The organism is Gilliamella sp. wkB108 (assembly GCF_001690195.1).
Lineage (GTDB): Bacteria > Pseudomonadota > Gammaproteobacteria > Enterobacterales > Orbaceae > Gilliamella > Gilliamella apicola_L.
This window is the reverse complement of the sequence record NZ_LZGM01000120.1, coordinates 27,154-45,578: the sequence shown is the minus strand read 5'-3', so window position 1 is coordinate 45,578 and position 18,425 is coordinate 27,154. Positions and strand designations below refer to the sequence as shown.

At 34.2% G+C, this 18,425-nt stretch carries 15 protein-coding genes and 1 pseudogene; 5 read left to right on the top strand and 11 right to left on the bottom strand.

Translation table 11 applies throughout. From position 1 onward, the window contains the following. Positions 1–5: 5 nt before the first annotated feature. Both rbbA and A9G11_RS13475 read right to left on the bottom strand, forming a co-directional pair. A complete protein-coding gene (gene rbbA / locus A9G11_RS13480) occupies positions 6–2,804 on the bottom strand; it encodes a ribosome-associated ATPase/putative transporter RbbA (RefSeq protein WP_065620096.1) in 2,799 nt (932 codons plus the stop codon). Between the two features lie 13 nt (positions 2,805–2,817). Then, positions 2,818–3,891 (bottom strand): HlyD family secretion protein, encoded by a 1,074-nt coding sequence (locus A9G11_RS13475; protein WP_065620095.1) that lies wholly within the window; start codon positions 3,889–3,891, stop codon positions 2,818–2,820. A 435-nt stretch (positions 3,892–4,326) separates the two neighbouring features. Between A9G11_RS13475 and A9G11_RS13470 the strand changes: the two genes are divergently transcribed. Together A9G11_RS13470 and A9G11_RS13465 are read left to right on the top strand one after the other, a co-directional pair. Beyond that, positions 4,327–4,770, top strand: coding sequence for a translesion error-prone DNA polymerase V autoproteolytic subunit (locus A9G11_RS13470; RefSeq protein WP_255308552.1), 444 nt, complete (start codon positions 4,327–4,329; stop codon positions 4,768–4,770). Beyond that, on the top strand, positions 4,770–6,026 hold the full coding sequence (locus tag A9G11_RS13465) for a Y-family DNA polymerase (protein WP_065620093.1): 1,257 nt from the start codon (positions 4,770–4,772) through the stop codon (positions 6,024–6,026). Before A9G11_RS13470 ends, A9G11_RS13465 begins: the two co-directional genes overlap by 1 nt. 51 nt (positions 6,027–6,077) lie before the next feature. Here the strand turns inward: A9G11_RS13465 and A9G11_RS13460 are convergent, their stop codons facing one another. After that, positions 6,078–6,476, bottom strand: a complete 399-nt coding sequence (locus tag A9G11_RS13460) for a hypothetical protein (protein ID WP_065620092.1) — start codon at positions 6,474–6,476, stop codon at positions 6,078–6,080. Between the two features lie 947 nt (positions 6,477–7,423). Here A9G11_RS13460 and argE point away from each other — a divergent pair. Then, positions 7,424–8,587: an acetylornithine deacetylase gene (argE, locus tag A9G11_RS13455; protein WP_255308553.1), complete on the top strand. Its 1,164-nt coding sequence runs from the start codon at positions 7,424–7,426 to the stop codon at positions 8,585–8,587. Positions 8,588–8,758: 171 nt separating this feature from the next. On the opposite strand, the pseudogene A9G11_RS14855 reads toward argE, so the two are convergent. From A9G11_RS14855 to A9G11_RS13445, 3 genes and pseudogenes are all read right to left on the bottom strand, one after another. After that, positions 8,759–8,908: pseudogene (locus tag A9G11_RS14855) on the bottom strand (winged helix-turn-helix transcriptional regulator); the annotation flags it as partial. Positions 8,909–9,380: 472 nt separating this feature from the next. Continuing rightward, entirely contained in the window at positions 9,381–10,298 is a 918-nt protein-coding gene (gene rnz / locus A9G11_RS13450) for a ribonuclease Z (RefSeq protein WP_065620090.1), read from the bottom strand. A 6-nt stretch (positions 10,299–10,304) separates the two neighbouring features. Further along, positions 10,305–10,532 (bottom strand): YccJ family protein, encoded by a 228-nt coding sequence (locus tag A9G11_RS13445; protein ID WP_065620089.1) that lies wholly within the window; start codon positions 10,530–10,532, stop codon positions 10,305–10,307. Positions 10,533–10,607: 75 nt separating this feature from the next. On the opposite strand from A9G11_RS13445, the gene yaaA reads away from it, so the two are divergent. Both yaaA and A9G11_RS13435 read left to right on the top strand, forming a co-directional pair. After that, positions 10,608–11,378: a peroxide stress protein YaaA gene (gene yaaA, locus A9G11_RS13440; RefSeq protein WP_065620088.1), complete on the top strand. Its 771-nt coding sequence runs from the start codon at positions 10,608–10,610 to the stop codon at positions 11,376–11,378. After that, positions 11,354–12,364 carry an AEC family transporter gene (locus A9G11_RS13435; protein WP_081298579.1) on the top strand — a complete coding sequence of 337 codons (1,011 nt, stop codon included), beginning with the start codon at positions 11,354–11,356 and terminating at the stop codon, positions 12,362–12,364. Before yaaA ends, A9G11_RS13435 begins: the two co-directional genes overlap by 25 nt. A gap of 18 nt (positions 12,365–12,382) precedes the next feature. Here A9G11_RS13435 and A9G11_RS13430 read toward each other — a convergent pair whose 3' ends face one another. From A9G11_RS13430 to A9G11_RS13410, 5 genes are all read right to left on the bottom strand, one after another. Then, entirely contained in the window at positions 12,383–13,228 is an 846-nt protein-coding gene (locus A9G11_RS13430; protein WP_065620087.1) for a carboxylate/amino acid/amine transporter, read from the bottom strand. Between the two features lie 428 nt (positions 13,229–13,656). Further along, a complete protein-coding gene (locus A9G11_RS13425; RefSeq protein ID WP_065620086.1) occupies positions 13,657–14,073 on the bottom strand; it encodes a hypothetical protein in 417 nt (138 codons plus the stop codon). 96 nt (positions 14,074–14,169) lie between these two features. Further along, complete coding sequence (locus tag A9G11_RS13420; protein ID WP_065620085.1) at positions 14,170–14,580, bottom strand: hypothetical protein; 411 nt, start codon at positions 14,578–14,580, stop codon at positions 14,170–14,172. Between the two features lie 12 nt (positions 14,581–14,592). Further along, positions 14,593–15,609 carry a hypothetical protein gene (locus tag A9G11_RS13415; RefSeq protein WP_065620084.1) on the bottom strand — a complete coding sequence of 339 codons (1,017 nt, stop codon included), beginning with the start codon at positions 15,607–15,609 and terminating at the stop codon, positions 14,593–14,595. Positions 15,610–15,629: 20 nt separating this feature from the next. Beyond that, complete coding sequence (locus tag A9G11_RS13410; protein ID WP_065620083.1) at positions 15,630–18,419, bottom strand: YwqJ-related putative deaminase; 2,790 nt, start codon at positions 18,417–18,419, stop codon at positions 15,630–15,632. Between the last annotated feature and the right edge of the window lie 6 nt (positions 18,420–18,425).

Genomic DNA, 18,425 nt, shown 5'->3' with positions numbered 1-18,425 from the left:
AATATTTATCCTTCCTGCTTTTTAAGAAGTAAAATACTAACGCCAATTACAATAGGAATTGTCACTAATAAAGCGAAAATAGAACTATGCAAATCAGCAAAACCAAGCGCTTTATTAAATACACCTCTTGCTATGATCAATAAATGCGTTGTAGGGTAAACTTCACCAATATAGCGCCCTATCCCTTCTAATGATGAAACCGGATTAAGCAGTCCTGAAAATTGAATTGCCGGTAGCATAGTTCCAACGCACGTTAAAAATATAACCGCAATCTGACTACGTGTTACTGTTGATGCCAATAATCCGAATCCGGTTGAGATAATACAATAGGCTAAAGCAGCTAGGCACAAAGTTAATATACTACCTTTAATCGGTACTTTAAAAATGGTTATCGCCATTATTAATAATAATAAAAAGCTCAGCATCGAGATGATAATATAAGGAACTTGTTTGCCTAATAAAAATTCAGTTCTTGTTACCGGTGTTACGTAGAGATTGATAATTGATCCCATCTCTTTTTCACGTACTACTGATAAAGCAGCTAACATTGATGGGATCATCAACAGTAAAATTGGGATCACTGCCGGTACCATTGATGGCAAGCTTTTAATATCTGGATTATAGCGATATCTTGTCTCTACATTAGCTAAACTACCCATATTCTGCCCTAGATGTTCTTTAGCTTTTTCACTCAGCCAAGCTAGATGCATTCCTTGAACATAGCCTTTAATGGTATCTGCACGTAGTGGCATAGCACCGTCAATCCAAATAGCAATATCAACACGATCGCCTCGTTGTATATCCCGACCAAAGTTAGGTGGAATTTCAATCGCTAAGGAAATGTCTCCACTACGCATTCGCGCATCCATAGTATTATAATCAGTTATCGGTGATTGCTCGATAAAATAACGTTTTGAACCAGATAGATTCAGCGTGTAATTTTGACTGATACCACTTTGATCACGATCGAGTACCGCAAAACGAAGATCTTCCACATCCATTGTAATGCCATATCCCATAACTAACATTAAAATGGCTGAACCTAATAAGGCTAACACTGCTCGCAGTGGATCGCGAGAAAGTTCTAATGTTTCACGCCATAGACAACCAATCATTCGCGTTAAACTAAAACCACTAAGATGACTATTAGATGAATTATTTACTTCGCTATTATTATTGACGTTCGATGTTTCTTCGGCTTTCTCATCGGTTGCGGTATCATCAGCACCTGCATCAACCAAATAGTTGATAAATGCTTCTTCTAACGTTTTAGCTTTTTTTGATGCAATAATATTATCTGGTGTATCACTGGCTAAAACCTTACCGGCATGCATTAATGAGATCCTGTCACATCTTGCCGCTTCATTCATAAAATGCGTAGTAATAAATACCGTTACTTTATCTTGACGGGAAAGTTCAATAATTAAACGCCAAAAATCATCCCGCGCAATGGGATCGACGCCGGATGTTGGTTCATCGAGAATCAGAATTTCAGGATTATGCACTACCGCAACCGATAATGATAACCGCTGTTTTACCCCTAACGGCAAACTATCCGGTAGACTTTGTGCATCTTGTTCTAAGCCAAACCGTTTAAGTAAGGCTTCAACCCGAGCCGGAATTTTGCTTTCTTCAATGCCAAATAGACGTGCATGCAAAACTAAATTTTGTTCAACCGTTAATTCGCTATATAAAGAAAAAGCCTGTGACATATAACCTAAATGACGTCTTACGTTTATATCACTGGCATCAACCGGTTTACCAAATAACCATGCTTCACCTGATGAAATAGGCAATAATCCGGTTAACATTTTCATGGTCGTTGATTTACCACATCCATTCGATCCTAAAAATCCGAATATTTCTCCCTGTTTAATGGAAAAATTGACATGATCAACCGCAATAAAATTACCAAATTGTTTAGTCAATCCTTTTGCTTCTATCGCAATTTGCGTTTGTTGATTGATTTCAAGTGGTGGGATCTCAACAGATTGATAACCTTGTTTTGCATCTTCTGGCATTAATTCAATAAAAGCTGCATCTAAGTTATCTTTGCCGGTTTTAGTCAATAATGATTGAGGGGTGCCTGTTTCAAGGATCTTACCACCATACATAGCAACTAACCAATCGAAGTTTTGTGCCTCATCCATATAAGCTGTTGCTACAATAACACTCATTTGTGGTCGTTGCTCACGAATTTTATTAATGAGTTGCCAAAATTGCGCTCTGGAAAGTGGATCAACACCAGTAGTTGGTTCATCGAGAATTAATAAATCAGGATCATGAATCAAAGCAGAACATAAGCTTACTTTTTGTTTCATTCCTCCAGACAATCGTCCCGCCGGTCTTGATAGAAATGGATAAAGTCCGGTACTGCGAGTTAATTCATCGATACGACGACGGCGCTCTGCTGCATTGTTACCAAAAAGACGAGCAAAAAACTGTAAATTTTCTTCAACCGATAAAGTTGGATAAAGGTTTTTACCTAACCCTTGAGGCATATAAGCGATTCGAGTACATACAGATTTGCGGTGAGATTTATCTTTCATATCACCATCTAAAACATAGACCAAACCTTCTTGAATAACATGTGCGCCAGCGATAAGTGATAATAAACTTGATTTACCCACACCGTCTGGACCAATTAATCCAACCATACAACGAGGAGGAAAATTCAAACTTATATTATCAAGTGCGCACGTTTTTTTATAATGCAGGGTGACATTATTTACTCTCACCACTGCATCATCAACGGGTTTATCTTCAGCAGGTAAAGCTAAATCCTTGTTGTCTGATTCTGACATAGGTTATCTCCAATTATTTGGTTGGACACTTCGCTAGATCAGATAAACCGGCTGGCCAAGATGTTTTAGGATCAAGTCTAACCCAAGCTACTCCAGGTAAACCTGTTTTGACTTGGTTAGTATAACATTGTAATAATTCAGGACTTAATTGGGCTTTTACTCGGAACATCAATTTTTGTCGTTCATCTCTGGTTTCAACTGTTTTAGGTGTAAATTGGGCAACACTTGATACAAATGAAACTTTTGCTGAAATCGCCTTATTCGGTAATGCATCAAGGACTAATCTAACCTCATCACCTATTGCTACTCTTCCGGCTATTGTTTCAGGTAAAAAGAAGGTAAGATAAACATCAGCTAAATTCACTAAATTTAGTACTTTACCACCAGAAGCTAAAACTTCCCCTGGTTGGGCTATGCGATATTGAATACGTCCATCAACAGGTGCGGTTAATGTACTATCATCTATATCAGCTTGAATTTGGCTAATATTAGCGCTAGCAACATTAATAGCGGCAACAGAACTATCAACACTCGCTTGCGCCGCTTGGATAGCAGCATCTGCAGCAACAATTTGCGATTTAGCTGAATCTAACGCCGCTCTGGCGCTATTAACGGTTGCTGTATCATCATCATATTGTTGAACAGATAAAGCACCTTTTTGATAAAGAGACGTCGTTCTTGCAAGGTGTTTTAACGCTATATCTAAATCACTCTCTTTTTGAGTAACTCCCGCTTCTGCTGCAATTTTGTCACTCATTTTTAAAGCGACTTGAGCTTTAGCATTGGCTTCATTACTAACAGCTTGGCGATATTGCGCTTTGGCTTCATTTAATTTTGCTTGTAAAGTATCAGTCTGCATAATAACGAGAGGTTGATTGGCTTTAACAAAATCGCCTTCTTCTACATTGATCTTTTCAATTCTTCCTGCTAATTTGGCTGAAATATTTATTTCGGTTGCTTCGATACGCCCATTACCACTTATAAAGTCCGATCCAAATCCATCAGTTTTTGTTTGTTGCCATATGATAAAACCAACAGCAATAACGATAATTGCAACAATACCCCATTTTTTACTTAACTGTTTCATTACCAATACCTTGTTTTAAAGTGTTTAATTTATAATATGTTATAATATGAAGCTTAACTATTTATTATGCGTGTTCATTAAATTTAATTAAATAATACCAAATATTTTTTATAAATAAAATTAACTCATAACTGAAGCACACAAAAAAATAAAAATTAATAAAACATCTATGATTTGACTTATTGCATAGCGATAAAATAATTTTACTAAATCAACTAAGTAACATATTGATAAAATTAATCTAATTTTTATTATCTTCCTTGTTAACTTTTAATGATTTAACCACTCATATAAGCATTTTTCTGCTTCATTTCTCTTTTTTTACATAGAATTCTATTGAAATACTCATTTAATACTGTATATTTACACAGGTAATTTTATTGAGCGCATCATATTTTAGTGATGATTTTTATATTGGTTTGTAGGAGAACTTTTTTGAGTAAAGATTGTATTGTGCTTGGATTGGTTGATATTTCAGCCAAAAATCATTTACCTTTAGTCGATACACCGGTCAGAGCAGGATTCCCTTCACCTGCTGATGATTATTTAGAAACTAAACTTGATTTAACAGAACATCTGATTAAACACCCCAGTGCAACATATTATATAAAAGCAGTGGGTGATTCGATGATTGATTATGCTATTTATAGTGGTGATTTATTAGTTGTTGACCGATCTTTAGAACCAAAACTCGATGATATTGTAGTTGCTGCTGTTGATGGTGAGTTAACATGCAAATGCTTGGGATTAATCAACGGACAACACCATTTATTATCAGGGAATGAACTTTATCCACCCATTCCATTAACAGGTAAAGAAGTACATATTTGGGGCGTTGTGATCCATACAATTCATTCTTTACGAAATCGAGGACATTAATGATCGGCTTGATAGACTGTAATAACTTTTACGCTTCTTGCGAACGAGTATTTAACCCTAAATTAGAAGGAAAACCAATTGGTATTTTATCCAATAATGACGGTTGTGTAATTGCACGATCTAATGAACTAAAACCCCTAGTACCCATGGGAATGCCAGCCTTTCAAATTCCCACTCATATTCGAAAACAAATAACATTATTAAGTTCTAATTACGAACTTTATGGCGATATGAGCCAACGTGTTTTTGATACAGTACGAAACTATACGGCTGATATTGAACCTTATTCTATTGATGAGGCTTTTATTCAATTAAATGGATTTAATGATATCACGACACATTGCCAAAAATTAAGGGCAATAGTTAAACGAGATACAGGTATACCGGTCAGTATCGGTATTGCATCAACACGCACCTTGGCAAAATTAGCCAACCATATTGCTAAAAAGCAAACTATTCATCAAGGGGTTTACTGCTTGCCGACTAATGAAAAGGGACAGCGTAAAATATTACAGGCATTTACTATTGATGAGATTTGGGGGGTTGGACGACGTATTGCTGAAAAACTACAAACCTTATTAGGTATATATACAGCTTGGGATCTCCGCCAAGCCAATTTAAAACAGATTAGACAACAATTTTCAGTGGTACTTGAACGAACAGTATTAGAACTACGAGGCATTGCCTGTATTGAATTAGATGATTTATCTACGCCTAAAAAAAATATCATGACTTCACGTAGCTTTGGTTGTTTAACTGGTGAGTTATTTGACTTACAAGAGGCTATTCGCATTCATGCAAGTCGAGGTGCTGAAAAACTCAGAAATCAGAAATCCGTTGCTAATGCTGTTCTGGTTTTTTTAAAAACGAATCGTTTTCGAAAAGATCTCATCCAATATCATCCATCCATTGTAGTGCCACTTACCTTTGCTACTGATGATTCGCGATTAATCATTCAAGCCGCCCAAAAAGGATTACAAACTATTTATAAAAAAGGATGTTTATTTATGAAAGCGGGGGTAATGCTATTGGATCTAAAAGCCAAAAACAGCAATTCTCAGTATGATTTATTCACCAGCAAATCATCTCAAAAAAATGACAAATTAATGCAAACAATAGACAGCATTAATCAAAAAATGGGGAAAAACACGATCCAACTAGGCGGAATACGACAACAAGCCCCTTGGCAGATAAAGCGAGAACGACTTAGCCAACGCTACACGACTCGATGGGATGAGTTACCATTGGTGAAATAAATTATCAATGATCAGTAGAAATAAAAATAGTTGGCTTTCGGTTTAAACTCTCTACTTTATCGAAGTTATTAGTTCACTTTGTTCATCGCACACTTGAACCCTTACACTCCATTTTTTTTGTTTAGGATCACGCATTTTTTCACAATAAACAGCGATAACATATTTATGGGGAATATGGTCATCACCTAATATAACTTTTTCCCATTTAGCTTTTAACGGTACCGCACATTTAGGAACGATAACTTTAGCACTAGGCTCAAGTGATTGCCAGTTGGTGTGGTGTTGCTGGTTATACTGATTAATAAATTGTTTAGCTTTATTATTGATATAAGCTAAACCTTCAATATTATCATTACCATAATCTTGCTTCACAAAAGTTTGTGCTTGGGCAAACGGTAGCAAAGTAAGACTTAACAATAAAACCATTATTATTCTGATAAAATTTTTCATACTTATTAATCATCCATTGATTACATTAGCACAGTATCAAGCATACACAGCAATTGTGTTCATTATAATTAATTATTAGTTTTAATGGTACTTGGTATTCTTGAATCCAAATACTAAGTGCGAATCTTAACTAAAATAATGATGACAATAATGGTTTAATCATTACAGTCCGTAAGGTTTCGACCGCTATAGGATTCGATGATTATCTTAATTACAATACCAACGCTCGAATTAAAGAATTTTAGCGGTAAAATTGCCTTACAACCCCAACACAAACCTGTAGATTGTGGTCTACAACGTTCATCCGCCTTCATTTGGCCTTAATGCATTGGTCATGATTTTTTGCTACAACTCACTCTTTCGGCAAATCTCGCTGTTTTCCGTGCTACCCCTTCAGTTGTCGTCACACTTTAACGGTTAATTTAACACCTAAAAAACCTAACTACCTTAATAGCCTACCCTTTTATTGCAAAAAGGTATTGGTCTTTAATCCCTCCGCTTAAGTGGTACCAAGGGAGTTAATTGGCATATAACATATGGTAGGATGCCGGATGAGCCAAAAACGCACAGGAATGTGCGATACATAGTAGTTCGTTAAGTGTCAATTAGCAAGTGAAGATAGTCACGCAGTGACCACTACTTCCCGTGGGGTGTGGGGAGATTGTTTAGCAAGATTCTCACCAATCCTGTTTAACGTAAATATGGCACGGTTGCTAATTAAAAACGCTTTTACTAATACCGTCCGTGGTAGCACTGGATCCAAACTATGTCACCATTTCCTAATCTTGTCTAAGATACAACAAGTTAAGGTGTGATGATGTCACTTATAGACTGCTAATAACTACCAATAAAATGAAAGCGTGCGCTAAATCATAGGCAAATGCTAAGCTAAGTGCTATGCTTATAATTCGATTATTGAACTTGCGTTAGGCTATTTTATAAAGGTAATTTTTATGACACTTCCCTCTTTTTTGACTCTCTATAATGAACTTATTTCAACCCCGACTATCAGTAATGTCACCAATGAAAAATTAGATTATTCCAACCAACCGCTTATTGATAAATTAGCCACTTGGTTTACTGATTTAGGCTTTACGGTGGATATTCAACCTGTGCCTAATACTCGTCATAAATTTAATCTGCTCGCTACCTATTCCAATAGCCAAAATAAAACTAAAGGTGGATTATTACTGAGTGGCCATAGTGATACTGTTCCTTTTGACGACGGTCAATGGACCAAAGATCCGTTTAAATTAACCGAAGAAAATAACAAATTATATGGACTTGGTACTGCTGATATGAAAGGCTTTTTTGCTTTTATTTTAGATGCACTGCGTGATATAGATCTCAAAAAACTCACTAAGCCAATTTATGTACTGGCCACCGCAGATGAAGAAACCTCCATGGCTGGCGCTTCTTTTTTTGCTAAACAGACTCAATTGCAACCCGATTGTACCATTATTGGTGAACCAACATCATTAATTCCAATTCGCGCTCACAAGGGCTTTTTATCCAATTCGATTAAAGTCATTGGTAAATCAGGTCATTCTAGCGATCCAGATAAAGGCATTAATGCGATTGAAATTATGCATTTAGTTATTGAGCGTTTATTAAAATTAAAACAGAAATTTAAAGAACAATACCATAATGATGGCTTTACCGTTCCCTACCCGACTTTGAATTTGGGTGTGATCCATGGTGGTGATGCAGCTAATTGTATTTGTGGTTGCTGTGAACTCATTATTGATATTCGTGTACTACCGGATAATGATGTCGATTCACTTTATAATGCACTATGTGAAGCATTACAGCCGGTAATGGATAAATATCCTAATCGTATTGCGGTGGAATATGAAGTTTCGCCAATACCCGGATATGAATGTAAAAAAGATCACCCAGCATTGCAGCATATTGAAAAGCTGGTTGGTCATACAGCGCAAACCGTTAATTACAGCACTGAAGCCCCTTATTTAAATCAGATTGCTCCAACAATCGTACTAGGGCCGGGTTCTATTGAGCAAGCGCATCAACCCGATGAATTTATCTCAATGGACTTTTTAAAACCAACTAAAGTGACTATTGAGCGCTTGATTAAGGATTTTTGTTTATAGCATTTATTTGTGACTAATGAACCAATTCGCCGGCAATGTCGGCGATAATTCAGAGATTAATTCTGACAGTTTTAACATATTATAATTTATCGTTGTTATGAAGATTTTCACATTGGCAAAGCCTATCTAAAAAATAGGCACTAAAGTTTTTCCTCGATCCAGTAACCCCTATTCAACTTTAGGTAGAATTTGCGGGTATTTTTTCCATTTCTTTTAAAGTGTTACTTAACGTTTTAAAAGCAATATTTTAATACTTCGTTTAAGTTCATTAAATCGCATTACTGGTTGATTTTTATTCAACCAATAAAGAGTAACAATCTTGCACTAATCACGTAAAGACTGAAACGGTATAGACTCCTGAATAATTTTTACGAAAATGTAGCAAATTATATGCAAACCAACCCTGCTATACTCACTTAGTAGCTATATGTTGTGTCAAAAGAAAACTGAAACGGTATAGATTCCTGAATATTTTTTACAAAAAATGTAGCAAATTCTATACAAACCAACCTTGTTATAACCCACTTAGTTGCTATTTGTTGCGTCAAAAGAGAAATGAAGTGGTATAGACTCCTGAATATTTTTTACAAAATATGTAGCAAATTATATACAAACCAATCCTGTTACAACTCACTTAACTGCTATTTGTTGCATCAAAAGAAAACTTAAACGGTATAGACTCCTGAATATTTTTCACAAAAATGTAGTAAGTTATATGCTAATAAGTTCTTTTATACGTTATTTGCTAGCTATGAATAATCAGCAAACTTACTGGCTAGGACGGTATTATTTACTAAACTTGAAAAGAGGCTAAATCAGTAGCAATATCAGTGTTAGCAAAAACACTTTTTGCTTCATTAACCAATTGATCATTATCTTTTAAACTATATCTAGGACTGATATGAGTAATGATGAGTCTTTTGGTCTTTGCCTGTTTAGCAATTGTGGCGGCTTGCACGGTAGTAGAGTGACCACGCTCGGTGGCCTTATCTTGTAGTATATCTTCTTGAGTGGCCTCGTGAACTAATATATCGACATCTTCAGCTAATTCAATCGAAGATTGACAAGGAATGGTATCACCTAAAATAGCTAATTTTCGCGAAGGTTTAGCATCACCTAAATAATCAAGACCATTAATCACTCGTCCATCTTCAAGTGTCACCGTTTTACCTTGTTTAAGCTGGGCATACAGTGGTCCACTGCTAATGTTATCTTGTTTCAATTTATCTATATTAAGACTAGCAGGACGCTCTTTTTCAATAATTCGATAACCAAAACATGGAACACGATGCTCAAGCTGTCTTGCTTTAATACAAAATTGCTTATCTTCAAACACCGTATCGTCATGTTCTATTTCAATAATATTAAGAGGATAAGTTAACCAAGAGTAACTAACTCTGGTAACTGTTTCGATAAATTCTTTAATACCTTTAGGTCCAATTAAGGTTAACGGAGATTGATTTTGCAATAACGAACGACTCGTTAACACGCCAGGTAACCCAAATAGATGATCACCATGCAAATGAGTTAAAAAGATCATTTCCAGTTTTGCCAGACTATATTTTGCTTTTTGCATTTGCATCTGAGTAGCCTCACCACAGTCAAAAAGCCATATTTTTCCGCGTTCCTGAAGAAGATCTAAAATAATCGAACTAACATTACGTTCACTAGTTGGGCTACCGGCACTGGTACCAAGAAAAGTAAGATTCATACCAAGTTAAATATTTTTACGTTCCACGGTTTGTTCTCCCCAAAACAATTTATTTGCTTTTGTTTTGGAAAAGGCGAGTTTTAAAACTTCATCACTCCCTTCTTGCCAAATTTGCTCGGCCACTTTCTCATCATGATTGGCCAATTCAAAAATAGCTTCTGCAATTTCTATAGAAGTTTCACGAACATTTGCCCAAGATCGAATATCATGTATATCTTTTTTGGTGGAATTCATTTTATTACTCCTTTATTTGCAAAAAGAAGGTACAATAAACCTAAATTAGGCAAATTACAATAGGTCAACAATTTTATGTTAACTCTTATTTCTCCTGCAAAAACTCTCGATTATCAAAGTCCATTACTTACTCAAGAACATACCCTACCACAATTTATCAATATGACTAAAAACCTGATTGAAGATTGTAAAAAATTGACAGCCAATGATTTAACTAAATTAATGTCTATCAGTCCAAAATTAGCCGAATTAAATTATGAACGATTCCAAAATTGGCAACCGAATTTTAATCTCAACAATTCCCGACAAGCAATATTAGCATTTAAAGGTGATGTTTATGAGGGACTACATGTTGAAGATTTTACTGACTCAGATCTACAATTTGCCCAATCACATTTAAGAATTTTATCGGGTTTGTATGGTATTTTAAAACCGCTTGATCTGATACAACCTTATCGTTTAGAAATGGGCATTGGTTTAAAAAATGGGAAAAATACAAATTTATACCAATTTTGGGGTGAACAAATTACCCAATACATAAATACGCAATTAGCGAATTCAACGCATCCAACTGTGATCAACTTAGCTTCAAATGAATATTTTAAAGCAATTAAAACTAAACAGCTAAAAGCGACTGTTATACAACCGATCTTTTTAGATAAAAGTAAAGGTGAATACAAAGTTATCAGTTTTTATGCCAAAAAAGCACGAGGAATGATGAGTCGTTTTATTATAAAAAATAAAATTAATCAGCGTGAAGATATTAAAAGTTTTAATTTGGACAGTTATAAGTTTGATAAACAACGATCAACTGAATTAGAATGGTTCTTCATTCGAAATCATTAACAGATCATAAATACACTAAAATGGGATTTTTTTCGACTTTATGGTTCCAATTTTTAGCCACATTACCCTTATTTGTTTTAATTTTGCTTGGCTTTTTAACTGTAAAAATTGGACGTTGGCAAAAAACAATTACTGATAGCCTAACCAAATTTACTTTTTATATAGCTATTCCGATTATGCTGTTTCAGATCATGAGCCACTTTTCGGAGCATTCACAAATAAATTATACATTATTACTCGTATTTTTTGGTGGTACATTTATTGTTTTTGCTTTTGGTTGCCTGATTGCTTCGAAGGTATTTAAATTAAATGGCTCGGAAAGCACCCTGTTTGCTATGGGAGGAATTTATACCAACACAGTCTTTGTAGGAATACCAATTATCAAAATGTTACTGGGTGATAATGCTATTCCTATTGTAGCCATTATTGTAGTATTTAATGCTCTCATTTTATGGACTTTAGCAAGTATATCTATTGAATTTGTACAAATAGGAAAACTATCATTCAACAGCATAATAAAAGCCTTTAAAAATATTTCGAAAAATCCTATTATTATCGGAGTTTTTGTTGGTATTGCAGTCAATTTTATAGGTTTTCCATTACCAAAATTTATTAATCAATCAACTAAAATGGTCAGTGATATGACCGCGCCTCTTTCCTTGATTGTGCTTGGTATGGGACTGGCTGAATATAAAATACGGGATAAGTTACTTATTACTGCCTCTATCTGCATAATAAAATTAACTATTTTGCCAATTGTCACTTATATTTTAGGTATCCTTTTGGGCTTACCATTATTAGAACTGCAAGTCATTGTACTATTAAGTTCAATGTCAATTGCAATTAACTGTTATATGATGGCAAGACAATTTGAAGTATTACAAGGTCCAATTGCGTCAAGTTTATTAATATCTACGGCATTATCATCAATCACAACACCGTTAATTTTATCAATCATGACGCATTTACCTTTTACTTCAATATAGTTTTTAGAAATTAAGCGATTATTTATTGAATTTATAATGGATAAATAAAGCAAAAACAATCACTACACTACCTAATAAAAAGCGAGTCCATTCAATGGATTGATGCCAAATAAGTACGTTGACTAATATTCCGGCGGGAATAACTACATTATTCATGATGGCTAACGTACCTGAATCAACTTTAGTTGCCCCGAAATTCCATAAAAAATAACATATACCAGAAGCAACAACACCTAACCAAACGATAATAATCCATTGTGTCTGCGTTGTAGGTAATTTTTGAGGATTTCCAAAACATAACCAACCAATCGTTGCAACAATAATAGCCCCTAAATAGACCCACGCAAAAGCTTGATGTTGTGGTAAAGGATATAGTTCCATAATCCGTTTATATCCAACTTGTCCTAAGGCAAAAACAATATTCGCTCCTTGAATTAATAAAAACCCAATTAAGAAATTAGCACTAATATGATCATAACGAATAATTGCAGCACCTATTACGGCAATGATTGCAGTAAAAAGATAACTTATTCTTAATGGATGATGTTGCAATAGATCATAAATGATTGTCACATAAATCGGTGTTGTAATAGTAAATAAAAGTACTTCTGGTACAGAAATATATAGAAAAGAGTTGTAGTAAAAAAAGTACATGATACCAAGTTGACATGCTCCAACACCCATTAAAGGTAATATTTGTCTAACTCGTAAATTCTTAAAACGTAAAAAAGGAATAAACGTAATAAACGCTAATAAAACCCTTATTACAACAGCAAACCAAGTATCAACCTGACCACTCAAATATACAGCGATAAAGCTAAATGAAAATGACCAAACAATAGTCACAAAAATAAGATATAACATAAGCAATGAACATATAATTAATAGTATAGTAATGGGAATCGTATCAATTATCCGTATAATTGTAAACTAAAATAACATACTTTTGTTAACTAAAGTCCAAAAAGCAAACTATGAAATAAATAGGATGTAGCATAGATTTAACAAGCACTTTGATTTTAATTTCTGTAAAAAGTACGATCACCACACAACTAATTAGCCGCACTAAATTCATCTTGATACATTAAGTTTAATTCATAATGCAAAAGAGCAAAATGACTAAAGAGATCTAAGTCACGCTTTACAACAATCAGGTTTATGATTGTTACTACAAAATACGGAAACAGGCGAAAAAAACAATAATGAAATTTATTACCACGTGTTCATCGCCATTGCGCAATGGCTAGATATCAGTACAATACTGCCATTAACAACATTAATGCTACAATAACTCAAGAACAATATAAAATACGTGTTTTTAATTTATCAAATATCTGTCTTTGTTTTTCAGCTTGAACTAAAGCAATTTTATCTAAAGAACGTTTCGTATAATCTAATTTATCTAAAGAAGGTAATTTAGCCAACTTGTTAATTGTCGCTGGTTTAGTTTCTATTTTATCTACTTCTAACCGTTTAACCCGATTTAAAAGCCCTCGGTTTAGCCATTGATTCAATAAATTATCATCAATTGATAAGATAGAAAGATCCTCAGCAAAAATATCTTCTTTCGTCAGAAGTTCATCAAAGGTTTTAAAATCAACAGGTAAATCATCTTGTGGCACTAATAATGAAGCATGACTATAATTACCTTCTCCATCTATAATTAGTTGATTAATTTGCCTCTGCTCATTAAAGAATAAAGTCAACATACAGGTAGTATTTCCCTTACACCTATAATCTAAGAAGAATGATTGAATTTTTTTATATGAACCATTTACAAATTCTAAAGACCAAATCCTGTCAGTCTAACCAAAATGTTTTTCTTCATATTTACTTATTGTTCCTGTTTCATCGGGATCAAAACCGATAGTTTTAACAAACAGACCACCAACACATAATTGTTCTGTAAGTACAAAGCCTGAGCGATATTGATAACATAGACCTGTAAAGGGTTTTGTTTGATAAAAATAGTAAAAATCATTGATATCATAATCAAAAACACCTTTATCTATTAGGTCATAATCAACTTTAATCATGCCTTCAGCTTGTAAAAAACCATAATCCCGACTGCCAGTTATCACTCCATCAGTGATTTCATGGACTTGATAAAGTTGATTACCACGATGATCATAAGCTTCACCAGTAAACAAGAAATCGTTAAAAAAGTAATAACCACTTCTGTTTTCTAATTGATTGAGTTCAATTCTGACTGTCATTGCTTTATTCTTTTATGTTAACTGTTGTTTTAATTCATCCGGTAAGTATTTTTGGAATATACTTTCATAATCATCAACTAAATTGATATCGATAGATCTATGTGCTTTTAATAAAAACAGTTCTGTCGCTAATTCAGAAAAACGTTGTGTTTGTTGTTTAATTGATAAAGGAGTATCATCTTCATAAATTTTTGATTCGGATATGGTTAATTTTTGTAAAGATGGTAATTTTTGCATTTTTACAATCGTTAATGGCTGAACTTTAGTGTGATATAGCTCTAATTGCTTAACCTTATTTAAAAGCCCACTATCTAACCATTGATTAAATAACTTATCATCAATTGACCAAATAGAAAGTTCATCTGCAAAAATATCTTTTTTTGCCAGTAGCTCCTCAAAGGTTTTAAAATCAAGGGGTAGATCATCTCGTGGTACTAATAATGAAACATACTCATAATCACCTTTAATAATTACTTGACTAATTTTTTTTTGTTCAGTGAAATACAATTTAAGCTCACCTGAATGGTTACCTTGAAAGTCTAGATAGTTTGACACAATCCATTTAAATGAGTTATCTTTCCACTCCAAAGACCACTCCCTATTTCCGGTTTTTTCAGTAATATCAATATGTTTTTCTTCGTATTTTCTTATTCTACCCGTGCCATCAGGATAAAAACTAATCTCTTTCACCGTCCAACCATTAATGCACAACGTTTCGGCTAACACGAATCCTGAAGAGTAATCATAAAATAAACCAGTAAAAGGTTTACCATGATAAGTATAAGGAACATCATTCATTTCATAATCAAAGTCACCACCATGTATCAATTCAGAATCAACTTTAATCATGCCGGCTTCTTGTAAAAAACCATAATCCCGACTGCTAGTTATCACACCGTCGGTGATTTCATAGACTTGATAAAGTTGATTATCACGATGATCATATGCTTCACCAGTAAACAAAAAATCGTTAAAAAAGTAATAACCACTTCTATTATCTAGTTGATTAAGTTCGATTCTTACTATCATAATATTTGTTCCTTATTGTTTTAATCATCAACCCGACCAGTTGGTATGCTAATGCCTTTTGATTTAGACAGAATGCCACTACAATGACGGCAGGCAGGGAAAGCGTTACCTTGTTCATGTTGAGTTAACCGAATAGTATTAACCTCAATTTTATCCATATATAAAGCAGGATTTTTACCTTCTGCGGTTAATTGATGGTATACATTGTTAGTAGATAACACTTCAGCATGTAGACCCGGTAAACCATCTTGTATACGAAACTTTTTTTTGTTAGCAATAAAATCTGCTATTGACTTTTCGGTAAGTGGATGCATAGTAGTGTATGCGGGAGTAACACTGGGATATAAACTGCTTGATGATTTATAGGAGTCTTTCAACATATCCATATATTTTTTTACATCAGTAATCTCAAAATATTTTTCATCAATCGCCCTAACAATATTTTCTCTTTTCAAACTTACGTACTTAGGTGTATCTAAATTATAAAAATTGGCTTCTGAAACAATACCTTCAACTTCACAACGAGTTTGAGCTAATGCTACTCGTTTTGATATCTGCTTAGGGCTCAATCCGCTTTTTTTTAAAGCATCTAATTCCCTTTCTAACTCTTTCCGCCCATTCTCTCTCGTTTTCGTTGCATAGTTGGTTGAGCATGTGGTTTTGCTTTCTGAATTACGAGTGTTGTCTTTTCTAGTACCTGAGTCCAGTACAGTTGCATCTGAAATTTCTCCTTTTTTTGCTTTCAATGACGTTCGTTTTTTACCTATTTCTAAATTCCTGTATAGCATTTTTTCAAAATAATCGCCCGATACCGCTTTTGTTCCGTTTCCCACATAAGCAAGTTGCCATTCAGGGCGTAGAACGCCGGAAAATGACTTCTTTATACCTTTATCATCAGGAATTTTGGTTTCAATTATTTTGGTATTATACATTTCTTTTGTATACGGCGTGATACTTTTTAGCTCTTCTGCGATGTCGGATATCCTATCTGAAGGTGAAGGAAGATTATTTGGGCTAACTTTATCTTTACTCGGTATTTTTGATGGTTCCTTCTTTGAACTAGCTGTTTTATTTTGTTGTTTAGATAATGTATCTTCAAAATCAACCTTACTAAATTTTTTCTCACCAGAAATATATTTATAAATATCTTCCTGACTTATTTTGTTATGAGGGGTTGTAACATTCTTTACGGCTTTGAGATTTTTGGCACTTCCTGAAACTCCGACTGAAATTAATACTCCGTCAATCAGACCTCGAGTCAGTAGCTGTGATAGTTGAGATAGTTTAATATCAGCAGGTAACGCTTTATCATTCATAACCGAATAAATTGCATCAGCTAACTCTTCAGTTACTAAAATACCTTGCATCGAATCTGTAGTTATTTGTCCAATCAAAATAATTTTAGTGGCCTGTTTTTGAGTGATATTTGCTAAAGCAATTGTTTTACATGCCCATTTAGTTCCGACTGATGCAGATCCTGCTGAAAAAATATTACCAACTATAGTTAAAATATCTAAGGTATCAGCTTTCCAATCGCTAAAACCGTCTAAATGCCGATCTGCAATATTAATAACAGCTGATGTTGTCGATGCAGCGATTGATGCCCATAATATTGCTGATACAACTTGAGAACCTGGTACAGGTATGAATAATGTTGCTACAGCTGCTATTATTGATAATACTAGGCCAGCGGTTGCCAATGCATTAGACAAAGTATCTACATCACTTTTGCCATCGGTATCAAAATTAATTTCAATAGCACCAAATACGATATCATTCCCCGAAGCATTTTTTATTACGCCAGATGATTTAGCAACCTCAGCATACCCTCTAATGACTCCTGTAGAATAACGATTTTTTCGATCCCAACATGCTATAGCTTGTTGGAGGGCTTGTCTTTTATTTTTTCCCGTTCCTTCATATACACCACATTGTGTTCGATCTAAATAATTTGTCCAATCGACAATATAAACTTGTTGACCATTATAAAAATAGCCTACATTTAACGTTTTATCATCAAGATCACCATAAATATTTGCAATATGCTTAACATGCATTTGACCAAAATTTTCACGACAATCTGTTGGTATTTTTTCAAGCAAAAAATTTAATCTTTTTTTAGATTGTTCCATAGTATTCATTCGTTCTTGATAAGCTTTTTCTTCCTCATCAGTTAACTGTTGTTCTTTTTCAAGCTCTCTAATCTGTGCTATCATATCAACAGATTGTTTATACACTATAAATGGATTCATTGATTCTTCAATGGTGAGTGAAGAATACGATTCTGTTTGCTTTTCATTAATCACATGTTGAAAACATTCAATCTCTTCTTGTATACAATTGTTATAAATAACCGTACAAACAATTTTGTGTACTCCTTCTCTATCAAACTTGCAATCAATCCATGCGGGGCTATCGACAGGACCAAACAAAGTTATTACATCCCATGGTTGAGTGAGTCTTTTATAAAGTTTATCAAAATTATAAAAACGTAACCATATAGCTGTAATGTTCTCAACAGCAGGAGCATTGGGATTGATTCTTTCTAAAAAAAAAGACATAGCTTTTCCACGCATGATATTAGTTAAGCGTGGTTTAGTTCTAATTCGATAGTTTGGCTTTTTGTTTTTTTTCAAAGATTTGATTTTTTCTAAGGTAGAAGATATAACATCTCCACGCATGATATCATTTAAGTTTGGCATTTTGTTTTCTTGCAAAGATTTGATTTTTTCTAAGGTAGAAGATATAACATCTCCACGCATGATATCATTTAAGTTTGGTATATTGTTTGACTTGTTGTTATTTGGCATGGTCTT

What these genes read in the sequence shown, in the direction of transcription:
- rbbA (WP_065620096.1), bottom strand. Translation starts at nt 2,804, where the DNA reads ATGTCAGAATCAGACAACAAGGATTTAGCTTTACCTGCTGAAGATAAA.
- A9G11_RS13475 (WP_065620095.1), bottom strand. Translation starts at nt 3,891, where the DNA reads ATGAAACAGTTAAGTAAAAAATGGGGTATTGTTGCAATTATCGTTATT.
- A9G11_RS13465 (WP_065620093.1), top strand. Translation starts at nt 4,770, where the DNA reads ATGATCGGCTTGATAGACTGTAATAACTTTTACGCTTCTTGCGAACGA.
- A9G11_RS13460 (WP_065620092.1), bottom strand. Translation starts at nt 6,476, where the DNA reads ATGAAAAATTTTATCAGAATAATAATGGTTTTATTGTTAAGTCTTACT.
- rnz (WP_065620090.1), bottom strand. Translation starts at nt 10,298, where the DNA reads ATGAATCTTACTTTTCTTGGTACCAGTGCCGGTAGCCCAACTAGTGAA.
- A9G11_RS13445 (WP_065620089.1), bottom strand. Translation starts at nt 10,532, where the DNA reads ATGAATTCCACCAAAAAAGATATACATGATATTCGATCTTGGGCAAAT.
- yaaA (WP_065620088.1), top strand. Translation starts at nt 10,608, where the DNA reads ATGTTAACTCTTATTTCTCCTGCAAAAACTCTCGATTATCAAAGTCCA.
- A9G11_RS13435 (WP_081298579.1), top strand. Translation starts at nt 11,354, where the DNA reads ATGGTTCTTCATTCGAAATCATTAACAGATCATAAATACACTAAAATG.
- A9G11_RS13430 (WP_065620087.1), bottom strand. Translation starts at nt 13,228, where the DNA reads ATGTTATATCTTATTTTTGTGACTATTGTTTGGTCATTTTCATTTAGC.
- A9G11_RS13425 (WP_065620086.1), bottom strand. Translation starts at nt 14,073, where the DNA reads ATGTTGACTTTATTCTTTAATGAGCAGAGGCAAATTAATCAACTAATT.
- A9G11_RS13420 (WP_065620085.1), bottom strand. Translation starts at nt 14,580, where the DNA reads ATGACAGTCAGAATTGAACTCAATCAATTAGAAAACAGAAGTGGTTAT.
- A9G11_RS13415 (WP_065620084.1), bottom strand. Translation starts at nt 15,609, where the DNA reads ATGATAGTAAGAATCGAACTTAATCAACTAGATAATAGAAGTGGTTAT.
- A9G11_RS13410 (WP_065620083.1), bottom strand. Translation starts at nt 18,419, where the DNA reads ATGCCAAATAACAACAAGTCAAACAATATACCAAACTTAAATGATATC.